Annotated in this window: 16 protein-coding genes; 7 read left to right on the forward strand and 9 right to left on the reverse strand. The window is 47.7% G+C overall.

Annotated elements, in window-relative coordinates; genetic code table 11:
• The first annotated feature begins 114 nt into the window (after positions 1–114).
• Positions 115–2,217 (forward strand): alpha/beta hydrolase family protein, encoded by a 2,103-nt coding sequence (locus tag BMW71_RS00140; RefSeq protein ID WP_092167839.1) that lies wholly within the window; start codon positions 115–117, stop codon positions 2,215–2,217.
• Positions 2,218–2,499: 282 nt separating this feature from the next.
• On the opposite strand, the gene fbaA is transcribed toward BMW71_RS00140, so the two are convergent.
• Positions 2,500–3,561 (reverse strand): class II fructose-bisphosphate aldolase, encoded by a 1,062-nt coding sequence (fbaA, locus tag BMW71_RS00145; protein WP_092167842.1) that lies wholly within the window; start codon positions 3,559–3,561, stop codon positions 2,500–2,502.
• 194 nt (positions 3,562–3,755) lie between these two features.
• On the opposite strand from fbaA, the gene BMW71_RS00150 reads away from it, so the two are divergent.
• Positions 3,756–4,619: a type 2 periplasmic-binding domain-containing protein gene (locus BMW71_RS00150; protein ID WP_092170061.1), complete on the forward strand. Its 864-nt coding sequence runs from the start codon at positions 3,756–3,758 to the stop codon at positions 4,617–4,619.
• 61 nt (positions 4,620–4,680) lie between these two features.
• Here BMW71_RS00150 and BMW71_RS00155 read toward each other — a convergent pair whose 3' ends face one another.
• Positions 4,681–5,475: an NIPSNAP family protein gene (locus tag BMW71_RS00155; RefSeq protein ID WP_317041109.1), complete on the reverse strand. Its 795-nt coding sequence runs from the start codon at positions 5,473–5,475 to the stop codon at positions 4,681–4,683.
• A 177-nt stretch (positions 5,476–5,652) separates the two neighbouring features.
• Here BMW71_RS00155 and BMW71_RS00160 point away from each other — a divergent pair, with 177 nt between their 5' ends.
• From BMW71_RS00160 to BMW71_RS24065, 3 genes are all read left to right on the forward strand, one after another.
• Positions 5,653–6,600 carry a UDP-glucuronic acid decarboxylase family protein gene (locus BMW71_RS00160; RefSeq protein ID WP_092167845.1) on the forward strand — a complete coding sequence of 316 codons (948 nt, stop codon included), beginning with the start codon at positions 5,653–5,655 and terminating at the stop codon, positions 6,598–6,600.
• Between the two features lie 298 nt (positions 6,601–6,898).
• Positions 6,899–7,306 carry a response regulator transcription factor gene (locus BMW71_RS00165; protein WP_092167847.1) on the forward strand — a complete coding sequence of 136 codons (408 nt, stop codon included), beginning with the start codon at positions 6,899–6,901 and terminating at the stop codon, positions 7,304–7,306.
• Positions 7,299–8,498, forward strand: a complete 1,200-nt coding sequence (locus tag BMW71_RS24065; protein WP_092167850.1) for a sugar transferase — start codon at positions 7,299–7,301, stop codon at positions 8,496–8,498. Before BMW71_RS00165 ends, BMW71_RS24065 begins: the two co-directional genes overlap by 8 nt.
• Here BMW71_RS24065 and BMW71_RS00175 read toward each other — a convergent pair.
• Positions 8,480–9,718: a glycosyltransferase gene (locus BMW71_RS00175; RefSeq protein ID WP_244891024.1), complete on the reverse strand. Its 1,239-nt coding sequence runs from the start codon at positions 9,716–9,718 to the stop codon at positions 8,480–8,482. The two genes, BMW71_RS24065 and BMW71_RS00175, sit on opposite strands and share 19 nt — an antisense overlap.
• 135 nt (positions 9,719–9,853) lie before the next feature.
• On the opposite strand from BMW71_RS00175, the gene BMW71_RS00180 reads away from it, so the two are divergent.
• Positions 9,854–11,038 carry a glycosyltransferase gene (locus tag BMW71_RS00180; protein WP_244891025.1) on the forward strand — a complete coding sequence of 395 codons (1,185 nt, stop codon included), beginning with the start codon at positions 9,854–9,856 and terminating at the stop codon, positions 11,036–11,038.
• An 18-nt stretch (positions 11,039–11,056) separates the two neighbouring features.
• On the opposite strand, the gene BMW71_RS00185 is transcribed toward BMW71_RS00180, so the two are convergent.
• Genes BMW71_RS00185 through BMW71_RS00210 form a run of 6 tightly spaced genes read right to left on the reverse strand, consistent with a single transcriptional unit; the run spans position 11,057 to position 18,755 of the window.
• Positions 11,057–12,388, reverse strand: coding sequence for an oligosaccharide flippase family protein (locus BMW71_RS00185; protein WP_092167857.1), 1,332 nt, complete (start codon positions 12,386–12,388; stop codon positions 11,057–11,059).
• Entirely contained in the window at positions 12,385–13,518 is a 1,134-nt protein-coding gene (locus BMW71_RS00190; RefSeq protein WP_092167860.1) for a glycosyltransferase family 4 protein, read from the reverse strand. The genes BMW71_RS00185 and BMW71_RS00190 overlap by 4 nt, the downstream gene beginning before the upstream one ends.
• Positions 13,502–14,425, reverse strand: coding sequence for a glycosyltransferase family 2 protein (locus BMW71_RS00195; RefSeq protein ID WP_092167862.1), 924 nt, complete (start codon positions 14,423–14,425; stop codon positions 13,502–13,504). The genes BMW71_RS00190 and BMW71_RS00195 overlap by 17 nt, the downstream gene beginning before the upstream one ends.
• Positions 14,418–15,845 carry an O-antigen ligase family protein gene (locus BMW71_RS00200; protein WP_092167865.1) on the reverse strand — a complete coding sequence of 476 codons (1,428 nt, stop codon included), beginning with the start codon at positions 15,843–15,845 and terminating at the stop codon, positions 14,418–14,420. Before BMW71_RS00200 ends, BMW71_RS00195 begins: the two co-directional genes overlap by 8 nt.
• Before the next feature lie 5 nt (positions 15,846–15,850).
• The gene (locus BMW71_RS00205) at positions 15,851–17,989 is read right to left on the reverse strand and encodes a GumC family protein (protein ID WP_092167868.1); all 2,139 of its coding nucleotides are present in this window, start codon (positions 17,987–17,989) and stop codon (positions 15,851–15,853) included.
• Positions 17,979–18,755, reverse strand: a complete 777-nt coding sequence (locus BMW71_RS00210) for a TolC family protein (RefSeq protein WP_092167870.1) — start codon at positions 18,753–18,755, stop codon at positions 17,979–17,981. Before BMW71_RS00210 ends, BMW71_RS00205 begins: the two co-directional genes overlap by 11 nt.
• Positions 18,756–18,908: 153 nt before the next feature.
• Between BMW71_RS00210 and BMW71_RS00215 the strand changes: the two genes are divergently transcribed.
• A complete protein-coding gene (locus BMW71_RS00215) occupies positions 18,909–19,583 on the forward strand; it encodes an acyltransferase (protein ID WP_092167873.1) in 675 nt (224 codons plus the stop codon).

Raw genomic sequence — 19,583 nt, forward strand, 5'->3', positions numbered from 1 at the left:
AGGCATACTGTCGTTCCCTTTTGTCATTAAATACAAACAGCTTTCCCGGAAAGTCCCAATCAAAAGATTGCCCTGCATGGAAGGAAAGAATTTCCAATTAAAACCAGAAAACGCATGAAATACGTCTCGTTAACCCTTTTATTCGTTCTACTACTTTCCACCGTTGGTCTGGGCCAGGAGGATTTAAAGGTGATTCAGCCACAGTGGGTTAATTTCACCGATGGTCCCAATGCCTTGTATAAATACCAGGCAGCACAAGCTTTTGAATTACTGCATGCCCGGGAGGAAGCGGTAGCGCAACTCCAAACACTGGATGATTGGAAAGAATGGCAAAAGCAGGTGAAAGCAAAGCTGATGGAGGTGGTGGGACCCTTTCCGGAAAAAACGCCGCTACATCCAGAGATCACCCGTACCGTTCAAAAGCCAGGCTACCGCATGGATCACCTGGTCTTTCAATCACAGCCGGGTTTTTATCTTAGCGGAACACTTTTTATACCGGATGGATTACCAGGCAAAGCGCCCGCCATCGTGTACTGTTCGGGGCATGCGCTCGAAGCTTACCGCAGTGTCACCTACCAGCATGTGATACTCAATTTGGTGAAAAAAGGGTTCATTGTTTTTGCCTTTGATCCGGTGGGTCAGGGCGAACGCCTGGAGTATTTCGATTCCAAGACAGGCAAACCAACGATTGGCGGTCCTACCAAACAACACTCCTACCCGGGTGCGCAGGCGTTCATTGCCGGATCTTCCCAGGCGAAGTACATGATCTGGGATGGCATACGGGCCGTGGATTACCTGATTTCCCGACCCGAAGTAGACCGGGAGCGGATTGGTATTACCGGAAGATCGGGTGGAGGTACGCAAGCGTCCTATATCGCTGCTTTTGACGAGCGAATTCACGCTTCCGCTCCCGAGAATTACCTGACAAATTTCAAGCGATTGTGGCTGACCCATGGACCGCAGGATGCCGAGCAGAATTTTTACCGGGGTATTTCCTCGGGTTTGGATCAGCCGGACCTGGTTTTGGTGCGGGCACCCAAGCCAAATCTGCTGATCGCTACGACCAGGGATATATTTAATATAGAAGGAGCGAAGGAGACAGGAAACCAGCTTAGTCGGATTTACGCTGCCTACGGCAAACCAGAAAACGTGGAAATGGTGGAAGACGACGCTGGCCATGCCTCCACCAAAAGTAACCGCGAGGCCATGTACGCTTTTTTCCAAAAACACCTTCGGCACCCCGGAAAGCCGCTGGACGAACCCATCGACACCCTGACTCAGGCCGAACTACGCGTGAGCCCGACGGGACAACTCTTGGATACCTATCCGGGAAAGACAATACACGAGCTTAGCAAGGAATTGGCAGTGGACGGACCGGAGGGAAGCCTCTCAGAGCGGGTTGCTTCTTCACGGGAACTGTCTGGCTACCGGGAGCCTGCCCCAGTAGTAGACCGTATGATGACCGGTAGGTACCAACGCGATGGGTATACCGTCGAAAAGCACCTGGTAAAGGGAGAAGGCGGCTATTGGCTCCCTTTTCTACTATTCCGGCCAAACGAAGGAAGTACCGAAGCCGTGCTTTACCTGCATCCGGAGGGAAAAGCGGCTGATGCAGCCGTAGGAGGCGAAATTGAGGCACTCGTCAGGGAAGGTGCTACCGTATTGGCGCCGGACTTGCTCAATACCGGAGAAATGGGCGATGGCGCCTTTAATGGAGATTCAAACTTTGGCGGCAATTCGTACAATCACTGGTTTGGGAGCATTTTGATCGGGCGAAGCCTGGTTGGCTTGCATGCCGGAGACGCCAATCGCCTGGTACAGGTACTGCAAGAAACTTCGGGTAAAGAAAACATCCGCGGGGTTGCCAAAGGAGCCATGTCGGCCGTATTGTTGCACGCCGCCAATTACAGCGATGCTTACCAATCGATCGCATTGATCGATCCCATGATTTCTTACCGGGAATTGGTAGAACGCAAGGAATACGATCCCTCATTAATCGCTTACTCCGTGGCTAACGCTTTGCCCTACTACGATTTGCCGGACTTACTGGAAAACCTGGTGGATAGGAATCCGCTGGTAATTCAGGGCACTTTCGGGAGTCCATCCGAGAGTGGAAGCCTATTACCGGAACGAGGGCATCTGGAAAAAATCAACTATGTGCAAACAGAAGATCCAGAGGCTAGAAAGGCGTATCTGAAACAATGGCTGCAACCTTGAGCCGGAGTCTTCGGGAACTGGAAACGGTGCGAATGGCGTACCGATAACGGCCCATGTGCTTCGGTATCACCGATTTCGAAACAAGTCAGTGGCTCACAAGAACCAGTGCACACGTTTACACTGCAAGTGGGGTAGGTTAGATCGATAATTGTGAAAGCAGCTGTAAGTACCAGCTGGTCAGCTGGCTCTATATCCACGTTGAGAAACCAGATAGGGGAGTGTTACTAACAAAAAAGCCATCCCGAGGGATGGCTTTTTTGTTATACATACGTTTCAATTGCATTAGTTTCGATTGATTGCATTCAACATGTCGAAGGCCAATTCCAGACGTTTGCCAAAGTTTTCCTCGCCCTTACGCAACCATACACGGGGGTCATAGAATTTTTTATTCGGATTGTCTGCTCCATCCGGGTTGCCCAGTTGCGTTTGCAGGTACCCTTCTTTTTCCTGGTAGTACTTCAGAATGCCTTCCCAAAAGGCCCATTGCAGGTCCGTGTCGATATTCATTTTGATGGAGCCGTATCCGTTTGCTTCCCGAATTTCTTCTACGGTAGAACCGGATCCTCCGTGGAAAACGAAGTTTACGGGTTTTCCGGTCGTACCGAATTTTTCATTGATATAATCCTGGGAATTTTTTAGAATGACGGGCTTCAGCGATACATTTCCCGGTTTGTACACGCCATGAACGTTGCCAAAGGCGGCTGCGACCGTGAACAGATCGCCTACTTTTTTTAATGCTTCGTAGGCATAGGCGACTTCTTCCGGCTGGGTATACAGCTTGGAACTGTCCACATCGGTGTTGTCCACTCCGTCTTCTTCCCCACCGGTCACGCCCAATTCGATTTCGATGGCCATTTGAAGTTTGGCAAACTCTCTAAAATAATCTACCGAAATTGAAATATTTTCCTCGAGGGGCTCTTCCGACAGGTCCAGCATATGGGAACTAAATAAGGGCTTTTTAAAGGCTTCATAATAGGCTTTTCCTTCTGCAAGGAGCCCGTCTATCCAGGGAAGCAATTTTTTGGCGGCATGGTCGGTGTGCAGGATTACAGGCACCCCGTATACTTCCGCCATTTTATGCACATGCATAGCTCCGGAGACGCCACCGGCGATGGAAGCCTGCTGTCTGTCGTTGGGTAGTCCTTTTCCCGCAAAAAACTGAGCTCCACCATTTGAAAACTGGATCATCACGGGAGAATTGACACGTTTAGCAGTCTCCAGTACGGAATTGACTGTATTGCTGTTGATACAGTTAACGGCCGGCATGGCAAACTCACTTTCTTTGGCATAAGCCAACAGGTCTTTCAGCTCTTCGCCGTATTTAACTCCAGGTTTGAATTTCATAAGGAATGATTTTTGGTTGATTTATCGTACGCTTCTTTTTTCAGGAAAAACCGTATCAAAACACAAAGATAGGAATACCGGCTAACAATTGCCTTATGAAGTGCATGAAAAAAACCTATAAACCAAAGAAACCGAGGGAGCACGGGGTTTTTTTCTATATTAGAAACTATAAAATTTCCTTTTTATCTTTGTCCATGGAAAAAATTACCATTACGGGTGTACCCGAACATTTTAATTTTCCCTGGTTAAATCTGGTCGAAAGTCAACCTTTCCTTGAGGATGATTTTCAGCTAGTTTGGGAAGATGAACCCAGAGGATCAGGAGCCATGAACAAAGCCATCCGAGAGGGTAATGCGGATTTGGCGATCATCCTCACGGAGAGTTTTGTGAAAGATAAAATCGAAGGTAACCCTGGAAAAATCATCGGTTTTCACGTAGATTCTCCGTTGGTATGGGGCATACACGTACCGGCAAAATCTGCACTTCAGCACCCAGCTGAGCTGCGTAATGTTCCTTTTTTGGTAAGTCGGCTGGGCTCGGGCTCCCACTTGATGGCTTTTCTTCTCGCGAGCGAACAGGGGTGGGATACCGGATCGATGGATTTTGAAATCATCGGGAACCTCGAAGGCGCCATTAAATCGTTAAAAAGCAACAATCCGAAGGCTTTTCTTTGGGAAAAATACACAACGCAACCTTTGGTAACCAAGGGTTGGTTTCGTCGTATTGGCGAAATTCCTACTCCCTGGCCTTGTTTTGTAATTGTGGCTTCCGAAAATTTTCTCGCCAAGCATCCGGACCTCGCCGATAGGCTGCTCGAGGAGATTTACCGTACCAATGCCCGGCTAATGGCCGATAAAGAAGCGATTGTGTCTCCCATTGCCAACAGGTACCAGCTGGAGGCTACAGACGTAAAGAAATGGTTGCGACAAACCCGCTGGGCCACCTCCCCGGAGATAGCGCAAAGCCACTTGCAAAAAACCATGGATATTTTGGCCCAAGTGAAGCTAATCCAAAAGAAAGTTTCGACGGCAGCCTTGTATTACCGCAGCCCGAAGTAAAAAAAAGCTGTCCCCATGAAAGGAGACAGCGAGGTGTATCGTGTGTAAGTACGGCTTGCGATTAGAAATCGGAATATTCGGTCGGATACAAAAGGCGCGTATCGTTTTTTGACACGGTGTTGCGGTATTCTTCCAGGTCCTTCATGGCTTCCCAGTCCGGGTCTACCCGAAAGGCGTCCCAATGGGCGTCACGGTCTGCCTTGTTCTCAAAGGTGGTCATGTAGACCAGATTGGGCATGTTGGCTCCAGCAAGCGTTTCGGCGTAGAAAACCGGATTAAAATTGAGCCTGTCAAAAATGTCAATTTCACCGCTGTTGAACATTTTTACTTTTTGCCGGTAAAGACGTTCGGTGGCGGCCTCGTAACTTCTCAATTCATAAACTCGTTCAGACTTTGGCCCCGTCAGGCTAGGTGTTGCCATTCGGGGACTACCGGTAAAGGCTTGCAGCAGCAACGTTTCCAGACGAACGAAGGGCGCCTGATCGTGGGCAGCAAAAATATAGCTTTTTCCCGCGGCCTGATACGCCTGATCCTTGTCTAACTTTCCCTGAAATTGAAAATATTCCTTCGAATTCTTGAATGGCAACAGCAAGTAAATCTTTTTTCCGGCGTCAGCTTCGGATGCCAAGGGTTTGAATACCCCCACATTCGACACGCCGGCTCGATGCGCAGCCGGAATAAAGGCCGATTCCAAATAATCATCGACCATTTTTTCCTGGGCCGCTGTTTCCAGGTGGTATATTTTCAGTTCGTACAGATCTCTTTTTCCATCCTGGGCCTGTGATTGGGTGAAAGCCGTGAGAAATGCCAACATTAACAAACTGCCCCCAAGCAGTAACGGGTTATTTCTAAACATGGTATATTGTGTTTAATGGTAAGTTTCCGGAACCAAAACCGGTAATCCGATCACAAAAGTATATAAAATAACACTACTTTTAAAAATAAATTATAGCAATGGAAAATTTCTTATTATTTTTGGTTTATCTTTTGTAATTATTGTTAGGTTTTATTCTTTATTAGTTAATTCAAAAACATGAAGCGGATTTTAGTAACGGGAGGGGCTGGTTTTTTGGGCAGCCATCTCTGCGACAAACTTTTAGGTGAAGGAAACGAGGTAGTTTGCGCAGATAATCTTTTTACCGGCAGGAGAAAAAACATTCATCACTTGCTGGACAACAAGAATTTTGAATTTCTACGCCACGATGTCACGCTACCCCTGTATGTGGAGGTAGACGAGATTTACAACCTTGCTTGTCCGGCAAGTCCGGTCCATTACCAGTTTGACCCGGTACAGACCACCAAGACCAGCGTGCTTGGTGCAATCAATATGCTGGGGTTGGCAAAACGGTTAAAAATTAAGATTCTGCAAGCAAGTACAAGTGAGGTATACGGGGATCCGGAGATTCACCCGCAGCCGGAATCGTATAAAGGCAGTGTAAGTGTGACCGGGCCCAGGGCCTGCTACGATGAAGGGAAGCGGTGCGCAGAAACCTTGTTTTTTGATTACCACCGACAACATAAGCTCCAAATTAAGGTGATGCGGATATTCAACACCTATGGACCCCGCATGCATCCATCCGACGGTCGGGTCGTAAGTAATTTTATCGTTCAGGCATTGAAAGGCGATGACATAACCATTTTTGGTGACGGAAAACAAACCAGAAGTTTCGGTTACGTAAGTGATTTGATCGCCGGCATGCACGGCTTGATGAACAGTCCAAGTGACTTTATCGGTCCGGTTAATATTGGAAACCCCGTCGAATTTACGATGCTGGAGTTGGCAGAGAACGTATTGGAACTTACCGGTTCAAAAAGTAAATTGAGATTTCTACCTCTTCCTCAGGATGATCCGATGCAACGGAAGCCAAACATCGATTTGGCCCGGGAAAAGCTGGGATGGGAACCCAAGGTGCAGCTTCGGGAAGGACTGGTAGAAACGATTGCCTATTTTGATCAGGTGCTTCGCGAAGGATTGTACTAACGAGCTGGTTTAATTCCGCTCCGAGCATTGTTTTCGATTTTCCGAAAACAATGCTTTTTTTTGCCTGCTGGAAATGGGGACAGGTCGGAGAGCAGGTGAAAAGAAAAAAATAATTTAAACACAGATTTTAGGTGTTCGAATAGTAAATTTTGTATTTGATAGTAAATCAAAATAAAAATTAAATATTCAACAACAATAATCCATTTTTATTAAAAAATAACAGGTAAAACCTTTTTTTATTTGTTTGGTGATTGGTATCTTTACCAGGCAATACTAATCACCTTAATCCTACGCAGTCATGAAAAGCAGTTATAAAATTTTTGCTATCGATGATGAGCCTTCTGTTTTATTGATCATCCAACATTACTTTAAGGGTAAATTTGAAGTGAATGTTTTCAATAAGCCTGCAGATGCCGTTGCTACCATGCACGAGGGTAATCTGCCGGATATTATTATTTGCGATCTAAATATGCCTGAAATCAGCGGAACCGAATTTGTCGAATTGATTCGTGCCAGTGGTTTTTTCTCGGCGATCCCGCTGATTGTTCTTTCTGCGACCGAATCCTCCGAAAAGAAGATTGATATTTTAAATCTTGGTGCGGATGATTTTATGGTAAAACCATTCAACCCAAAGGAATTGGAAGCCCGCATTAATTCCATCTTACGAAGGACCGGGAAACCGACTTTGCAAACAATAAATGGATAAATCTGTCCGAAAAATTGCGTTGATTTCCGAAAATCAACGCATCGTTGACGAGGTCACGCAAGCAGTGGATGGCGTATTCGAGATGAATACCTTTTCGAATGGCATTACCTTTTACAATCACCTATCCAAGTTAAAGGGAGATTTTTTCATGGTCTTGAGTGATTCTTCGATGATGGGAGTTCATGGACTTCCGTTGAAGCAGACCATAGAAAAATTGGGTTTTGGCCACCTACCGTTTTTCTTGCTGGTAGATCAGGCTAGCCGGGAAGAGATCTATCAGGCAATCAAGCAGGGAGTTTCGGATTTCATCATGAAACCCATTGATCCAGGGAAGTTATTGACCCGCCTTGAGTTTCAGGTTCGCCATCCTATTGGCAAAATCAAGGAGTCCGAAATCACACCGGTCAAAGAATACAAGATGCCGTTGATCAAACGATTATTCGATATCGTGGTGTCCGGGCTTATTCTGATTGCCCTGTCTCCCTTGTTCCTGATTGTTTCCATTTTGATTAAATGGGAGTCCCGAGGTCCCATTTTTTACTATTCTTACCGCGTTGGAACCGGATACACGATTTTTAAATTTTATAAATTTCGATCAATGGATCCGGATGCCGATGCCAAATTGCAACAACTGAAACACCTCAACCAATACCAAAAGGCAGAAGATCCGGCGCAGGAAGAAACGGCGGCCCCTTCTATTTCTGAAGTGAAGGAGTTGTGTGAATTTTGCGAACAAGCTGGCGGTGGTTGCTTGCAGCCCATGTACGACGATAACAAAATGGTCTGCGAGAAAATTCTTTTGGCAAAAAAGGCTGGCAATCAGGAAGCCGCCTTTATCAAAATCAAAGACGACCCCAGAGTCACCCGGATTGGTAAATTTATCCGGAATACCAGCATCGATGAGTTGCCCCAGCTATGGAATGTACTGCGAGGCGACATGTCCCTGGTAGGCAATCGTCCGTTGCCCTTATACGAGGCTGAAAAGATCACCACGGACAAGTATTCCTTGCGTTTTTTGGGACCTGCGGGGATCACCGGCCTTTGGCAAGTAGAAAAACGGGGAAGAGGCGAAATGTCGGAAGAAGAACGATTGAGTTTGGATAACGACTACGTCAAGAATTTTTCCATTTGGTTTGACCTAAAAATTCTACTGCGTACCGTTCCGGCATTGTTTCAAAGCGAAAACGTTTGATTGACCAGTTTCCAAAAAAGGGAAACACGTCCCTCCCAGGTATTGGCTGCGGCTTCCCGGTACCGTTTTTCTGCTTTTTCAGGCAGGTTCTGCTTCAATTCTTCGTCAATTGCCCGAATAAACGATTCCTTTTCACCTTCCAAACGTATGTGCGGGTGAAACGACTGGATGTCCTCGGAAAAAGGCGTTGCCACCACGGGTTTTCCGGAGGCAAGGTATTCGTTTATTTTCAGGGGATAAATACTTCTGGTAACGTCATTGCATAGAAACGGCAACACCAACAGGTCAAAATGGGCCAGGTATGTGGGCAGTTGTTCAATTTTTTTCGGTCCGGTAAAATGCAAGTTGGGGAGGGCGTCCAGGTCGATATTCGTATGCCCCCAATGGTTTCGTGGGCCTACAAGCACCACACTTTTCTCGGGGTATTTCTCGCAGATTCCCTTGATTATCTCGTAGTCGATCCGATGGCATATATTTCCGGTATACCCAATGATGGGCCTGGGTAGTTCCTGCAGCTCTTCGGGTAGCGGTAATGCTTTTTCGTAGGCGGATTTAAAAAGGGTAAAATCAGCCGCGTTCGGAAAATAGGCGACGGTATGTCCGGACAATTCCGACAATTCTTTTTGCAGAAGACGTGAGGTGGCCAGACTCAGATCGGCTTCTCGTATGGCTTCAACTTCCAAGTAAGCACCGTGTTTACGTAGATAGGGCTCAAGCGCCCGTATGTTGTCCCGTGACTGATAAATAAAGGCCTTTGGGGAAAAACCCTCGGGGAGACTGCTCAAGTAAAGTGGGTTAAACGAATTAAAAAAAATAAAATCAGTCCACCCCAGATGCTGCAATCCTTTCGTTATTTGCTTGCTTAAGCGCAGGTTGTTCCACTCTGCCAATGTGCGGTAGAGCCAGCCCGGTGGCAACCAATTAATCGGTAGCATGAGCGGGGGAGTCAGTGCGTATAAGTTGGGTCCGTAATCGGGAAGCGGTATCAGGCAATTTTCTCCGAAAAGCAGGGCCCGCTTTCTTGCCTTTACGCCTGGTTTTTTTCGTTCCCGAATAAAATCCAGTAAGGTAAAGGGGTAGTCTACGTAGATTACCACCTGGTCCCGGGCGAAGGTTTTGGCTAGCGACCAGGAAGCCGAGGAAAAATCGCCGTCCCAACGAGACATACTGGTCATTACGATTGGAAGTTGCTTAAATTTGGAAAGAGAAAAATTACGCATAAAAATCTCGTTTTTTATCGGTGCAAGTTGTCGAAATGTATTTAAGAAATAGTAAATTTAGGATAAAAATAATCATTAATTTTTGAAGCTTTGATCTTGTTTGAAATTATCGCCTGGCTTTGCTGTTTTTACCTTGTGTTTCCCTTAGGAAGTGGTCTATTCGCGGTTTTAGGAAAAAAGGAAGCCCTTGACGAAAAATCCTATGTTGCGGATTTCGCCTGCATTATCACCGTTTATAAAGAAAAAGACATTGCCTGGCCCCTGGTTCGGGCCTTGCTGAAACAGGATCATCCGAGTTTTAAGGTATACCTGGTAGCAGACGGCATCGATGAAGACTTCGAGGCTAAGGTACAGGATCAACGACTCAAAATTTTTCAGCCGCGGCCTTTTTTAAATAGTAAAGTGGCATCTATTGCCCTTGCCCTGGAAAAAATGGACCACGGCCACAGCCATGTGGTTATCTTCGATCCGGACAATCTCGTCCCCGCACATTTTTTGCGGGTCATTGACCGGTACCATGCCAATGGCTTTCAGGCGGTGCAAGGAAAGCGAATCGCTAAAAACACGGAGGGAACCTACGCGGCGCTTGATGCCCTCGGTGAATATTACTATGATTTTGCCGTCAGAAATGTGCCCTATTTGCTGGGTTCTTCCTCGACCATTGCTGGTTCGGGGATGTCGCTGGAGATTGGCTTGTATCGGGAAAATATCGCCGGTGAGATGCAGGTTTTGGAAGAAAAAGGGGTGGTAGTCGCCGAAGACAAGTCACTGCAATTGCAGCTGGTGGAGCGAGGTATTCGGATCGCCTACGCGGGTGCGGCCGTCTTGTTTGACGAGAAAATCACCGCTGCGACGCAGATAGGTCGGCAGCGGGGCAGGTGGCTGAATAGCTTCTTCGGGCAATTACCCGCTTCCCTTCGCCTACTGGGAAAAGGCCTGGTATCTCTGGATTGGAACCGCATCTATTTTGCCTTGATGGTGGCCATGCCTCCCATGGTAATCCTCGTGGGGATAAGTGGCCTGATGGCCCTGCTGGCATTGTGGGTAAATGTCAGCTACTTCTTCCTGCTAGTCGGTTGCATGGTCCTGTTTGCATTGGGCTTTTTGACCCTGCTTGCCTTTAATCACAGCCCCCCGGAAGTACTGAGGGCCATACCGAAAATTCCACTTTTCGTTTGGGGACAACTTTCGGGTATGCTCCACATACGCAAAGCCAATAAGGATTTTATGGCGACTACCCATCAGGAAATAACGGAAATCGAACCGCTATGGGCGAAGCGGAAGGAGGAATTCAGTTACCTGGAAAACTGGTGGAAATAAACTCCGCTGTGTCGGGGATTAACGTTTCGCTACTTTTTCCTGGATGGAACGTAGCATGCTGGGATACATGTTTACCGCCTGCAGCAGGCAGTGAAAAAAGCGGATCGGGAGGTATTTTCGCAAAATCAGGTGCTTGATCAATGCCGTACAAAAAACAGCAGTTACCAGGCCATACGCTGCCCCAGGCAATCCGATCCAGCGGATAAACAGCCAGCTCAACCCCGCTCCGTAGAGAAAAGTACCCAGGACCATGATCATGTTGATGAAGGGTTTGCCGATGGCATCCAAAAACACACCGGATTGTCGGTCAAAGGGTTTGATTAACGCCAAAAATGCCATAATTCGAAGAAAAGGGACCGCCTCCAGGTAAGCCTCACCGGCAATAAGCAGGATTATCTGCTGTGCAAACAGCAAGCAGAACAGCCAAAAAGGGATGGTCAGGCTCAACATCATTCCCAGTGTCTTTTCGTAAAGGGTTCCCAGGCTCGCTGTTTGCTTTGAGTCGTGGGCTTCGGCCGCTTTGGGGTAGCTGATGGAGGCAATGGAGTTTACCGGAATTTCGACCACATTCATTACTCGCCCGGCTGAATTGGCCATGGCCACCTGTACGGGGGAGAGTAACGCGCCGAGGAGAAATTTATCCAGGCCATTGGTAAGCATGGATATCAGGTTGGTCCCAAACACGTATTTCCCAAAGTGAAATACCTTTGCCAGCCAGTAATTTTTCGCCTTCCACTGTACCCGAAAATACGTACGTACCTGATAGGCTGACATCAGGGTGGCCAGGGCAAATGCAGCGTTTTGGTACCAGGCGAGTGCGTAGAGGCTCAGTTCCTGTTTGAACAAGTAGGACAGGGCGATGATCAAGAAAAAGGGAAGGCTCTTGCTAATTCCGGCTAAAAAGTAGGCCTTGAAGTCGTACCGGGCCTGCATCAACACCAAATTGTGGGTATGAAACACCAACACCGGGAGAACCCAGGCATAAATGGTCAGAATTTCTGCTAGTTTAGGCGCATGGAACAAGCGGGCAAGCGGAGAAGCCGCCAGCACGAGCAGCACAAGTATTAACAAAGTCAATGAGGTATTTAGCAAAAGCGCTGCTGTCTGTATTTTCCGTTGTACGGCTGAATTTTTACCAACGATAAATTTAATCATTCCATTCTGAATAAAGCCGTTTCGAGCCATGTCCAGAATAGCGGTGATGGTGATCAGCAGCACCCAAACCCCAAAATCCTCCGGTGACAAAATACGTACCAATAGCATGAAGCCGACAAAGCCTAGGAGAAAGTCCACCCCGCGGTGCATCATGGTAAAAAATCCACTTTTGAGCCAATATTTTTTATCGCTCATGCTTTGGAGACCAGGTTTTTATAGCAATCCAATGTAATGACAGCTCCTTTTTTGTAATCAAAAAGGGGTGGGCGCAGATAGCCCTTTTCAATGAGTTTGCTCCGTGCATCCGGATGGGCAAGCAAGTGTTCGATTCCCTCGCTAAGGCTGAGAGGAGCCGTGGGGTCGATCAGCAAGGCGGCATCGCCTGCCACCTCGGGCATGGAGGAGGTATTGGAGGTAACGACCGGACATCCGCAAGCCATCGCTTCCAAAATCGGCAGCCCGAAACTTTCACGCAGCGATGGGTAGAGGAATAGGACCGCCTGGCTGTAAATGGCTGGAAGGTCTTCGTTGGGAATGTACCCGGTCAGGTGGATCGTATTGAGCAATTGGGGAGCACCGATCTCGGCGAGCATGGATTCCAGGATTTCTTTTCCGATGTCGGGCATGACCAGGTCCGGAAAGGGTACCTTTCGCGATTCCAACAGGGCGAGTGCTTTGAGCACGCCTCTGAGGTTCTTTTTGGGATCGGTATTGCCCAAAAACAGGATAAAGGTATTCGGTAAGGTGTACTTTTCCCGAACTGCTTTTTGCCTTTCCACCGATTCTTTTCGGAAGTGCCCGGCCACGCCGTTGTATACGACCTGCACACGGGAGGAATCCATGTGAAAATGCCGGGTGATGCGTTCTTGTTCGAAGGCCGAAACGGTAAAGATGGCGACGGCCTTTTTTACCACTGCAGGTACATTCCAACGGCGGTAAAGATTCCCGAAACGTTGGTACAGGGTGCCTTCTTTTAGGTTTATTTTTTCCAGGTAGATGATATCGTGAAGCGTAATTAGCAAAGGTACCCGGCAATTAACGGGGGCGGTATTGCTGGTGCAATGCAGCAGGTCCAGGCGGTAGGAGCGAACGGCTTTTGCCAAATGGTATTGCTCCCAGATGGGGTAGGGGCTGGACGGCAGCGGGACGATGGTAAAATTCTCAGTTGGGCGTAGCGGGGACGTGTCCTCCATCTCGTTGACAAAGATGAAATACTGGTTTTCCCGGTCCATTTCCTGTAGGTTTCGGATGAGTGCCAGGGCCACCATGTCCATTCCGTGTCGTTTTTTGCGAAAAATACGCTGCGCTTCAATTCCGATTCTCATGATGGACTAGGGTTAGGTTTTCCTGAATGTTTTGCATAAAAAGGCCGGCTACAAATCCGTTGAAGTACGTTTTGGCATGGGACCATTCGCCTTGGGTCAGGTGTACGAGGATATTCTTGGGCAAGGCCACCGCAAAGTAATAGGCCGCAGTAAAGAAAAACAGGGGCCAGGTCACGTTTCTGCGCAAAAATAGCCAGCGGTTTCGGCTCATGTAATAGGTTTTTAGCAGGGAGTTTTTCCCCACACTCATGGATTCTTTGTGTAAAATATGGCTTCCTGGCTCGTACCACAGCGTGTATCCTGCATCTTTGATGCGCTCGCAGTAGTCCATTTCCTCGTAATACAGAAAGTAGAGTTCGGCCATCATGCCAATTTCGAGGACCACAGACTTGGGAATAAACATGGCTGCTCCGTGCGCCAGTTGGGTGGGTTCGGCTATCTGGTACTGCCCGAGGTCCTTTTCCAGGTACCCTTTTCCTTTTCCCCTACCGGTAACGGGATTGATCGCAGAAAATCCCGCATACTGTATGGTATCGGGCTGGTCGTAATACAAAATTTTGGGGCAAATAAGGCCGACCTTGGGGCTTGCCTTGGCCCGTTCGAGTAGCACGTCCAGTATGTCCTCCGCAACTTCGGTATCGTTGTTGATTAGAAAAAAATATTCGCCGGTTGCGACTTCCATACCCCGGTTGTTTCCCCCTGCGAATCCTTCATTTTTGGGGTTCCTAACCAGAATGGTGTTCGGGTAGCGTTCGGCAATTGCCCCAGGGTCTTCGCTCGACGCATTGTCAACGACAATGATTTCGACATGCGGGTAGCTCACCTTCTGAAAAGACGCTAAAAAATCCAGCGTATGGGTCAATCCGTTGTAATTGATCGTAATGACAGAGATCAGTGGCTTATCCATGGTTATCCAATTTGGTTGCGTTCGTTTCAAGTGAAGGAGCAAGGTACAGGTAGGCCCAGGACATGTAAAGAATGATCCCGGTGGGCATCTGACCCAACAGGGGGTTTCCTAGCGATGCAGCCGCAATTCCGACATAACCGGAGAAAAGCGCAAGTAGCTTTTGCCGAAGGCGGGGATCTTTTACCTGCCATATTCGGAAAAGGGCCAGCAATGCAATAAAGGCGAGTATGCCTATGTGAAGGTATAGCCCAACGATACCCATTTCGGCCCAGATTTTTATAAACCAACTGTCGTTAGGTGTTTCAGCCAGGAAAGTACCCGGACTAAAGCGCTGTCCCCAAAATCCGGAAGTGCCAATGCCTCCACCAAAAGGGCGGTTTTTCAGGTATTCTGAGAACTTTGCTTTGTTTTCCAACCGCACATTTAACGAGGCATCGTTGGGATCAAGCGCGGAGCGAAGCCTCCGAACCTGGTAGTTTTCATTGCCAATACTGGTAAACTTTAGGAAAATAAAAACCAGGCTGAGTGCCGCCAATCCGATGGCCATTAATTTAAAATTTTTCGATGCAAAGAGGTAGGCCAATGATCCAGCCACTGGCACCATCAGGGCTCCGCGGGTACCGCTCATGATCATCAGGTAAAAAAATAAGAGCGCACAGCCTGCAAAGATCAGCCGTTGTTTTACCCGAAAAGGTCCCAGCGCAAGTACCAGAGCGATCATGGCCGAATGGGCAATGCCCGCTCCAAATTGCCCCGCATCCGAAAAGAAGCTGAATACCCGGAGGTTTCCAAACAAAACGTGGGTGCTTCGGGACCCCTGGTCCAACCATCGGTTTTCCGCGTAGTCCAGGCCGATGTAATACTGCCGCAATCCCCAAAAAGACGCCAGGATCGAAAAAGCAAAAATGATTTTGATCATTCGGTTCAGGTCTTTTTCGGTATTGGCGTACAACAAGGTTATCGGCACGGTCAGAAACATGTAGAGGGCCGTACCGCGTACCGCATAGACCCAGGCGGTTATGCTTCTTGCCTCGGGATTAAAAATCTCCGCAACGTTATACGCCATCCAAATAAGGGTTACCGCAATTAGCGGGTTTTTTAGCTGGGTGAAGTCGGTTTTTACCCGATTGTGAAAAACGGCGCTGAGTAGCACCAGTACAAGCGCAAAATCTACTGTCAGCCCGAGGGGCAAATTGGGAATGTACCTGGCCGCTCCGATGGAAACAAAAGCGAGTACCAATGCCGTATACAAGGCATGGGAGGGGTGCCAGAGAATGAATACACCCATCGCCACTCCGATTGGTAGTGCAAAAAGCGTGGCGATTGCCAGGAACTCCGCATGCACCACCCATACACTGATCAGCAGGGAAAGAATCAATGCGACAACGGGGAAGGCGAGATGGGTTCGGGAATATTCCATGGCCGTCAGGAAAGGTATTTTTTCATCTTTGCCCGCAGAAAGGACCTGTCTCGAGGTATTTCCCCGTTCATGTCCTCCAGTTCATCGGATTGCAGCCGGTTTAGCCAGACGGTATGCGGGATCTTGACCATTTCTTTCAGGCTTTCGTGAAAACGTTCGTCGGCGGGCTTCCAGTTGCGCTGCCCATCCAATACCATGACCAACACATTGGCTTGATTGATCAACGGATAGTTTAGTGGGACTTCTTCGATTGGGGGTAATTCCCATAAAATAAACTCCTTCTCCGTTTGAGCAATTCGCTCTTCCCAATAGGCATCCCGTTGGTCATAGAGGATGGCCTGTTGATCGTAAGAAAGCGTATCGCAAGGCATATCCGCTGTGTCCCGCGAATGTCCCCAGTACACAATATTTCGGTTTTGGAGGGTTAATTCTTCCACCAACTTGCGGATAAGGAAGGTTTTTCCTTCTGCGGGTTTAAGGCTGTAAAAAAGGACGATTTTTTTCCCCTGTTGGGGTAGGTATTTACCCAGGTTGTTGTAAACCTGCTTCCGCAGTCGGTTGTAGAGGACGTCTTTTTTTATTGCCTTACTTAGGCCCCATTCATCAATCCATGCTCCGGAAACCTTCAGTCCGGTTACTTTTTCGGCCTGTGGTACGGACTTAATGGTACGGTCAATAAAAAAAGAGAGGATCACGATCGAAAATCCGAAGAATCCCGTAGCCAGGCTGCCTCCGATAATAAAGATCATTCGTTTGGAAGGTAGAGGGGATTTGGGATAGTACGGCTCATCGATCAGTTTTTGTGAAGAAGACATTTCCAGATCGTATTTTTGCAGGTACGCCATGTTTAGTCCATGCAGTATGGATAGGTATTGGTCTTCGTTTACACTTACTTCCCGTTCCAGTTTTTTTAGTTCCGCTCCCAGGGGTGCAAATTCCTGTATTTTTTCCGAGAGGTATGCTTTTCGGTTTTGCATGACGTCCAGGGCTTGCTTTTGTTCTTCGAAAAGAATTTTTAGCCGCAGCCATTCTTCCAAGACCGTTTCACGTTCTATGCCTTGAAGGGAGTTGCTATTTCGAAATAACTCCTTCGAATCCGCTGCTATTTGGTCTTTCAATTGGACGATTTCGTCTTCCAATTGCGTGATTTTTGGTCCGGCGCTATTCTGGGCCTGCAAGCCCTGAATCTCCATGTCCCGGACCACAATTTCGTCCTGAAGGGCGGAGATGTTTTGAATGATCACTTGCCGCTTGTCAAAATTTTCAAACATCTCCTGGATTTCATTCAAATTGGATTCGGTTCCGGATAGTAGGCGCTTGGACCGCTCTTCGTCCTGCTCGTGTTCCAATTTGGCGATATCCAGGTATTTCCCCTGTTCGTAATAGTTCAGGATTCGGTTTTCGGTCATGAAGGACTTGAGCCTATCTTCTGCCTCCCGTAATTTCCCTTGAGCGATGTCCAATTGGCTTTGGAAATAAGCAATGGAATTGGTGTTCTCCATTTCCTTCATCCCCGAATAGCGTTCCATAAAGGCCGTAGTTAGCAAGCGCAAGGTATGGTAGCACACTCCGGGGTCGTCTGTACGGTACGACAGCTCCATCATATCGCTGGAGAATTTTCTTGCGACACTCAATCGCTCCAGGATCTTTGCCATTGCATAATGCCGGTGCTCGCGCAGCAGGTATTCGACGGGCGAGTTCGGTTCGCGCATGTAGTGGGCTTTTACTCGGGCAAAGGTTTCCTTCTCGTCGCCGGGTACGGATAACTCCTGCCAAAGGGATGGTTGAATGTGCTCCCGAAGATCCAGCCAGCAGTCATTGTGAATAACGGATGGGTCGGGCTCTGGGAGCGAGATATGTAAGGCCAGCAGGTGAAGCGAAGCCTCTTCGATGGTCTCCCGTGACTTTACCAACAGGGTAAGGTTATCAAACAAATTGTTAGAGGTGTAAAAATCCATGCGGATCACACCCCCATCGGTAGCTCCCCGGTTACTTGTTGGATTCGTGAACACGATGGTTTTGCTTTCGTATTCGCGTGTCATGTTTCGGGTGAGCATAAACACCCCCAGACCGACTAGAATCGGCGGTAGGATAATACGGAATTTATTCTTCCAAAGAAGGCGAAAAAGTTGTTTAAGGCTCATTTTTTCGGATTATTTGCGTCAATGTCACACCAATCAATAGTTCCAATTTTTGAACGGCAACAAAAAAACTACTTCGCGCGTTTTCGTATTCCGATTGGGCTATGGTATGGATTTCTGCGTTCCTCATGTAACTGGACGCGTCCAGATTACCTAGATTAAACTCCATTTCTACCTGCAATAGGTTGGTTCTCGCCTTTTCCTGCATCTGCATTCGGATATTCATCAGTCGCTGGGCGAGGATGAGGGTGTTGTATTGTTCGATTACTTGCTCGGCAATCACCAACTCCATTTCCCTGGTTTTATAATAAGTAGCCTCCATTTCCTGTTTTTGAAGATTGATCCGATCGCCTCGGTTAAAAATCTCTGAGAGGGGGATACTTAGGTTGGCACCTGCCCGGTAACCATTGGCAATATTCGACAGGTCGGCTCCCTGGGTTCCAGTGGTGACGATGGCTTGATTTCCATACCCGTAATCGATGTATCCACGCAATAAATTGGTCCAGGATTTTTTGGCAAGATTCAGCCGTGACTCTGCGGATCCAATCAGGGCTTCATTCAGGCGGATGGTCGGATGCTGAGCAATGGCCATGTCGATCAGGCTGTCCAATGGAGGCAATTGATCCTCAAGAGAAACATTCAAATCGAGGTCCTCGAAATAAGCTGCCGCCTGTTGGGCACGTAAGCCTTCGGAAAAGGTAAAAAATCCTAAAAAGTAAAACAGGCTCAGGAAAAGAGGCCTTGTAGGGTTTTTTAACATGAATTTCATTTATTTATATATCAATGACAAAAATTGTTTTATGTAAAATAAATTACTGTTTTTGCCTGAATTTTAAAATAAAAGTAACAAAATTTTTAATTTATCCTTTTTTTTTGAATTTAAATTTTCACGGCATATATTCATTAATTATTTAAAAGATCGATGGTTCAGCAGCAATTAGCGGACAGATTGTCCCGAAAAAGCGAAGCGATTTACGGCAGGGAAGCACGCAACACAAGCGAAAAAATAGGCTTGTATTGGGCCTTTTTGCGAGAAGTAATGCAGGGCCTCTACCGGATTGTCAACGCAAAATACCGATTGAGAAAATGCGCCGCGTTAGGAAAACTGGTCACGGTACGAGGGCGTCTACGGGTGGAAGGATTGGGAGAGATTCGCGTGGGTGACCGATGCACCATTTGGTCGCACATGGGTACCACCCAGTTGTATGCCGATAGAGGGGCGGTTTTGGACATAGGGGAAGGTACCTTCATCAATACCGCTTGCATCATTTCTGCAAGCGAGCGGATTACAATTGGAAAAAACTGTCAGGTAGCCAATCAGGTTATTATCATGGACGGTGATTTTCACGGGGTGGATGACCGTTCCGAGAAGGGAAAATCCGGCGCCATTACCATTGAAGACGGGGCTTGGCTTGCTACCCGTTGTATGGTACTCAAAGGCGTGCGCATTGGAAAGGGTGCCACGGTAGCGGCCGGGGCCGTAGTAACCAAAGACGTAGCTCCCTATACCCTTGTGGGAGGAGTGCCTGCTCAGGTTATCAGAAAATTAGCCACGCCCGAATCGGAGCCTGCCATACAGGAGGATTCTAGGGCCTAG

Origin of the sequence: Cyclobacterium xiamenense, assembly GCF_900109255.1 — a bacterium.
Classification (GTDB): domain Bacteria; phylum Bacteroidota; class Bacteroidia; order Cytophagales; family Cyclobacteriaceae; genus Cyclobacterium; species Cyclobacterium xiamenense.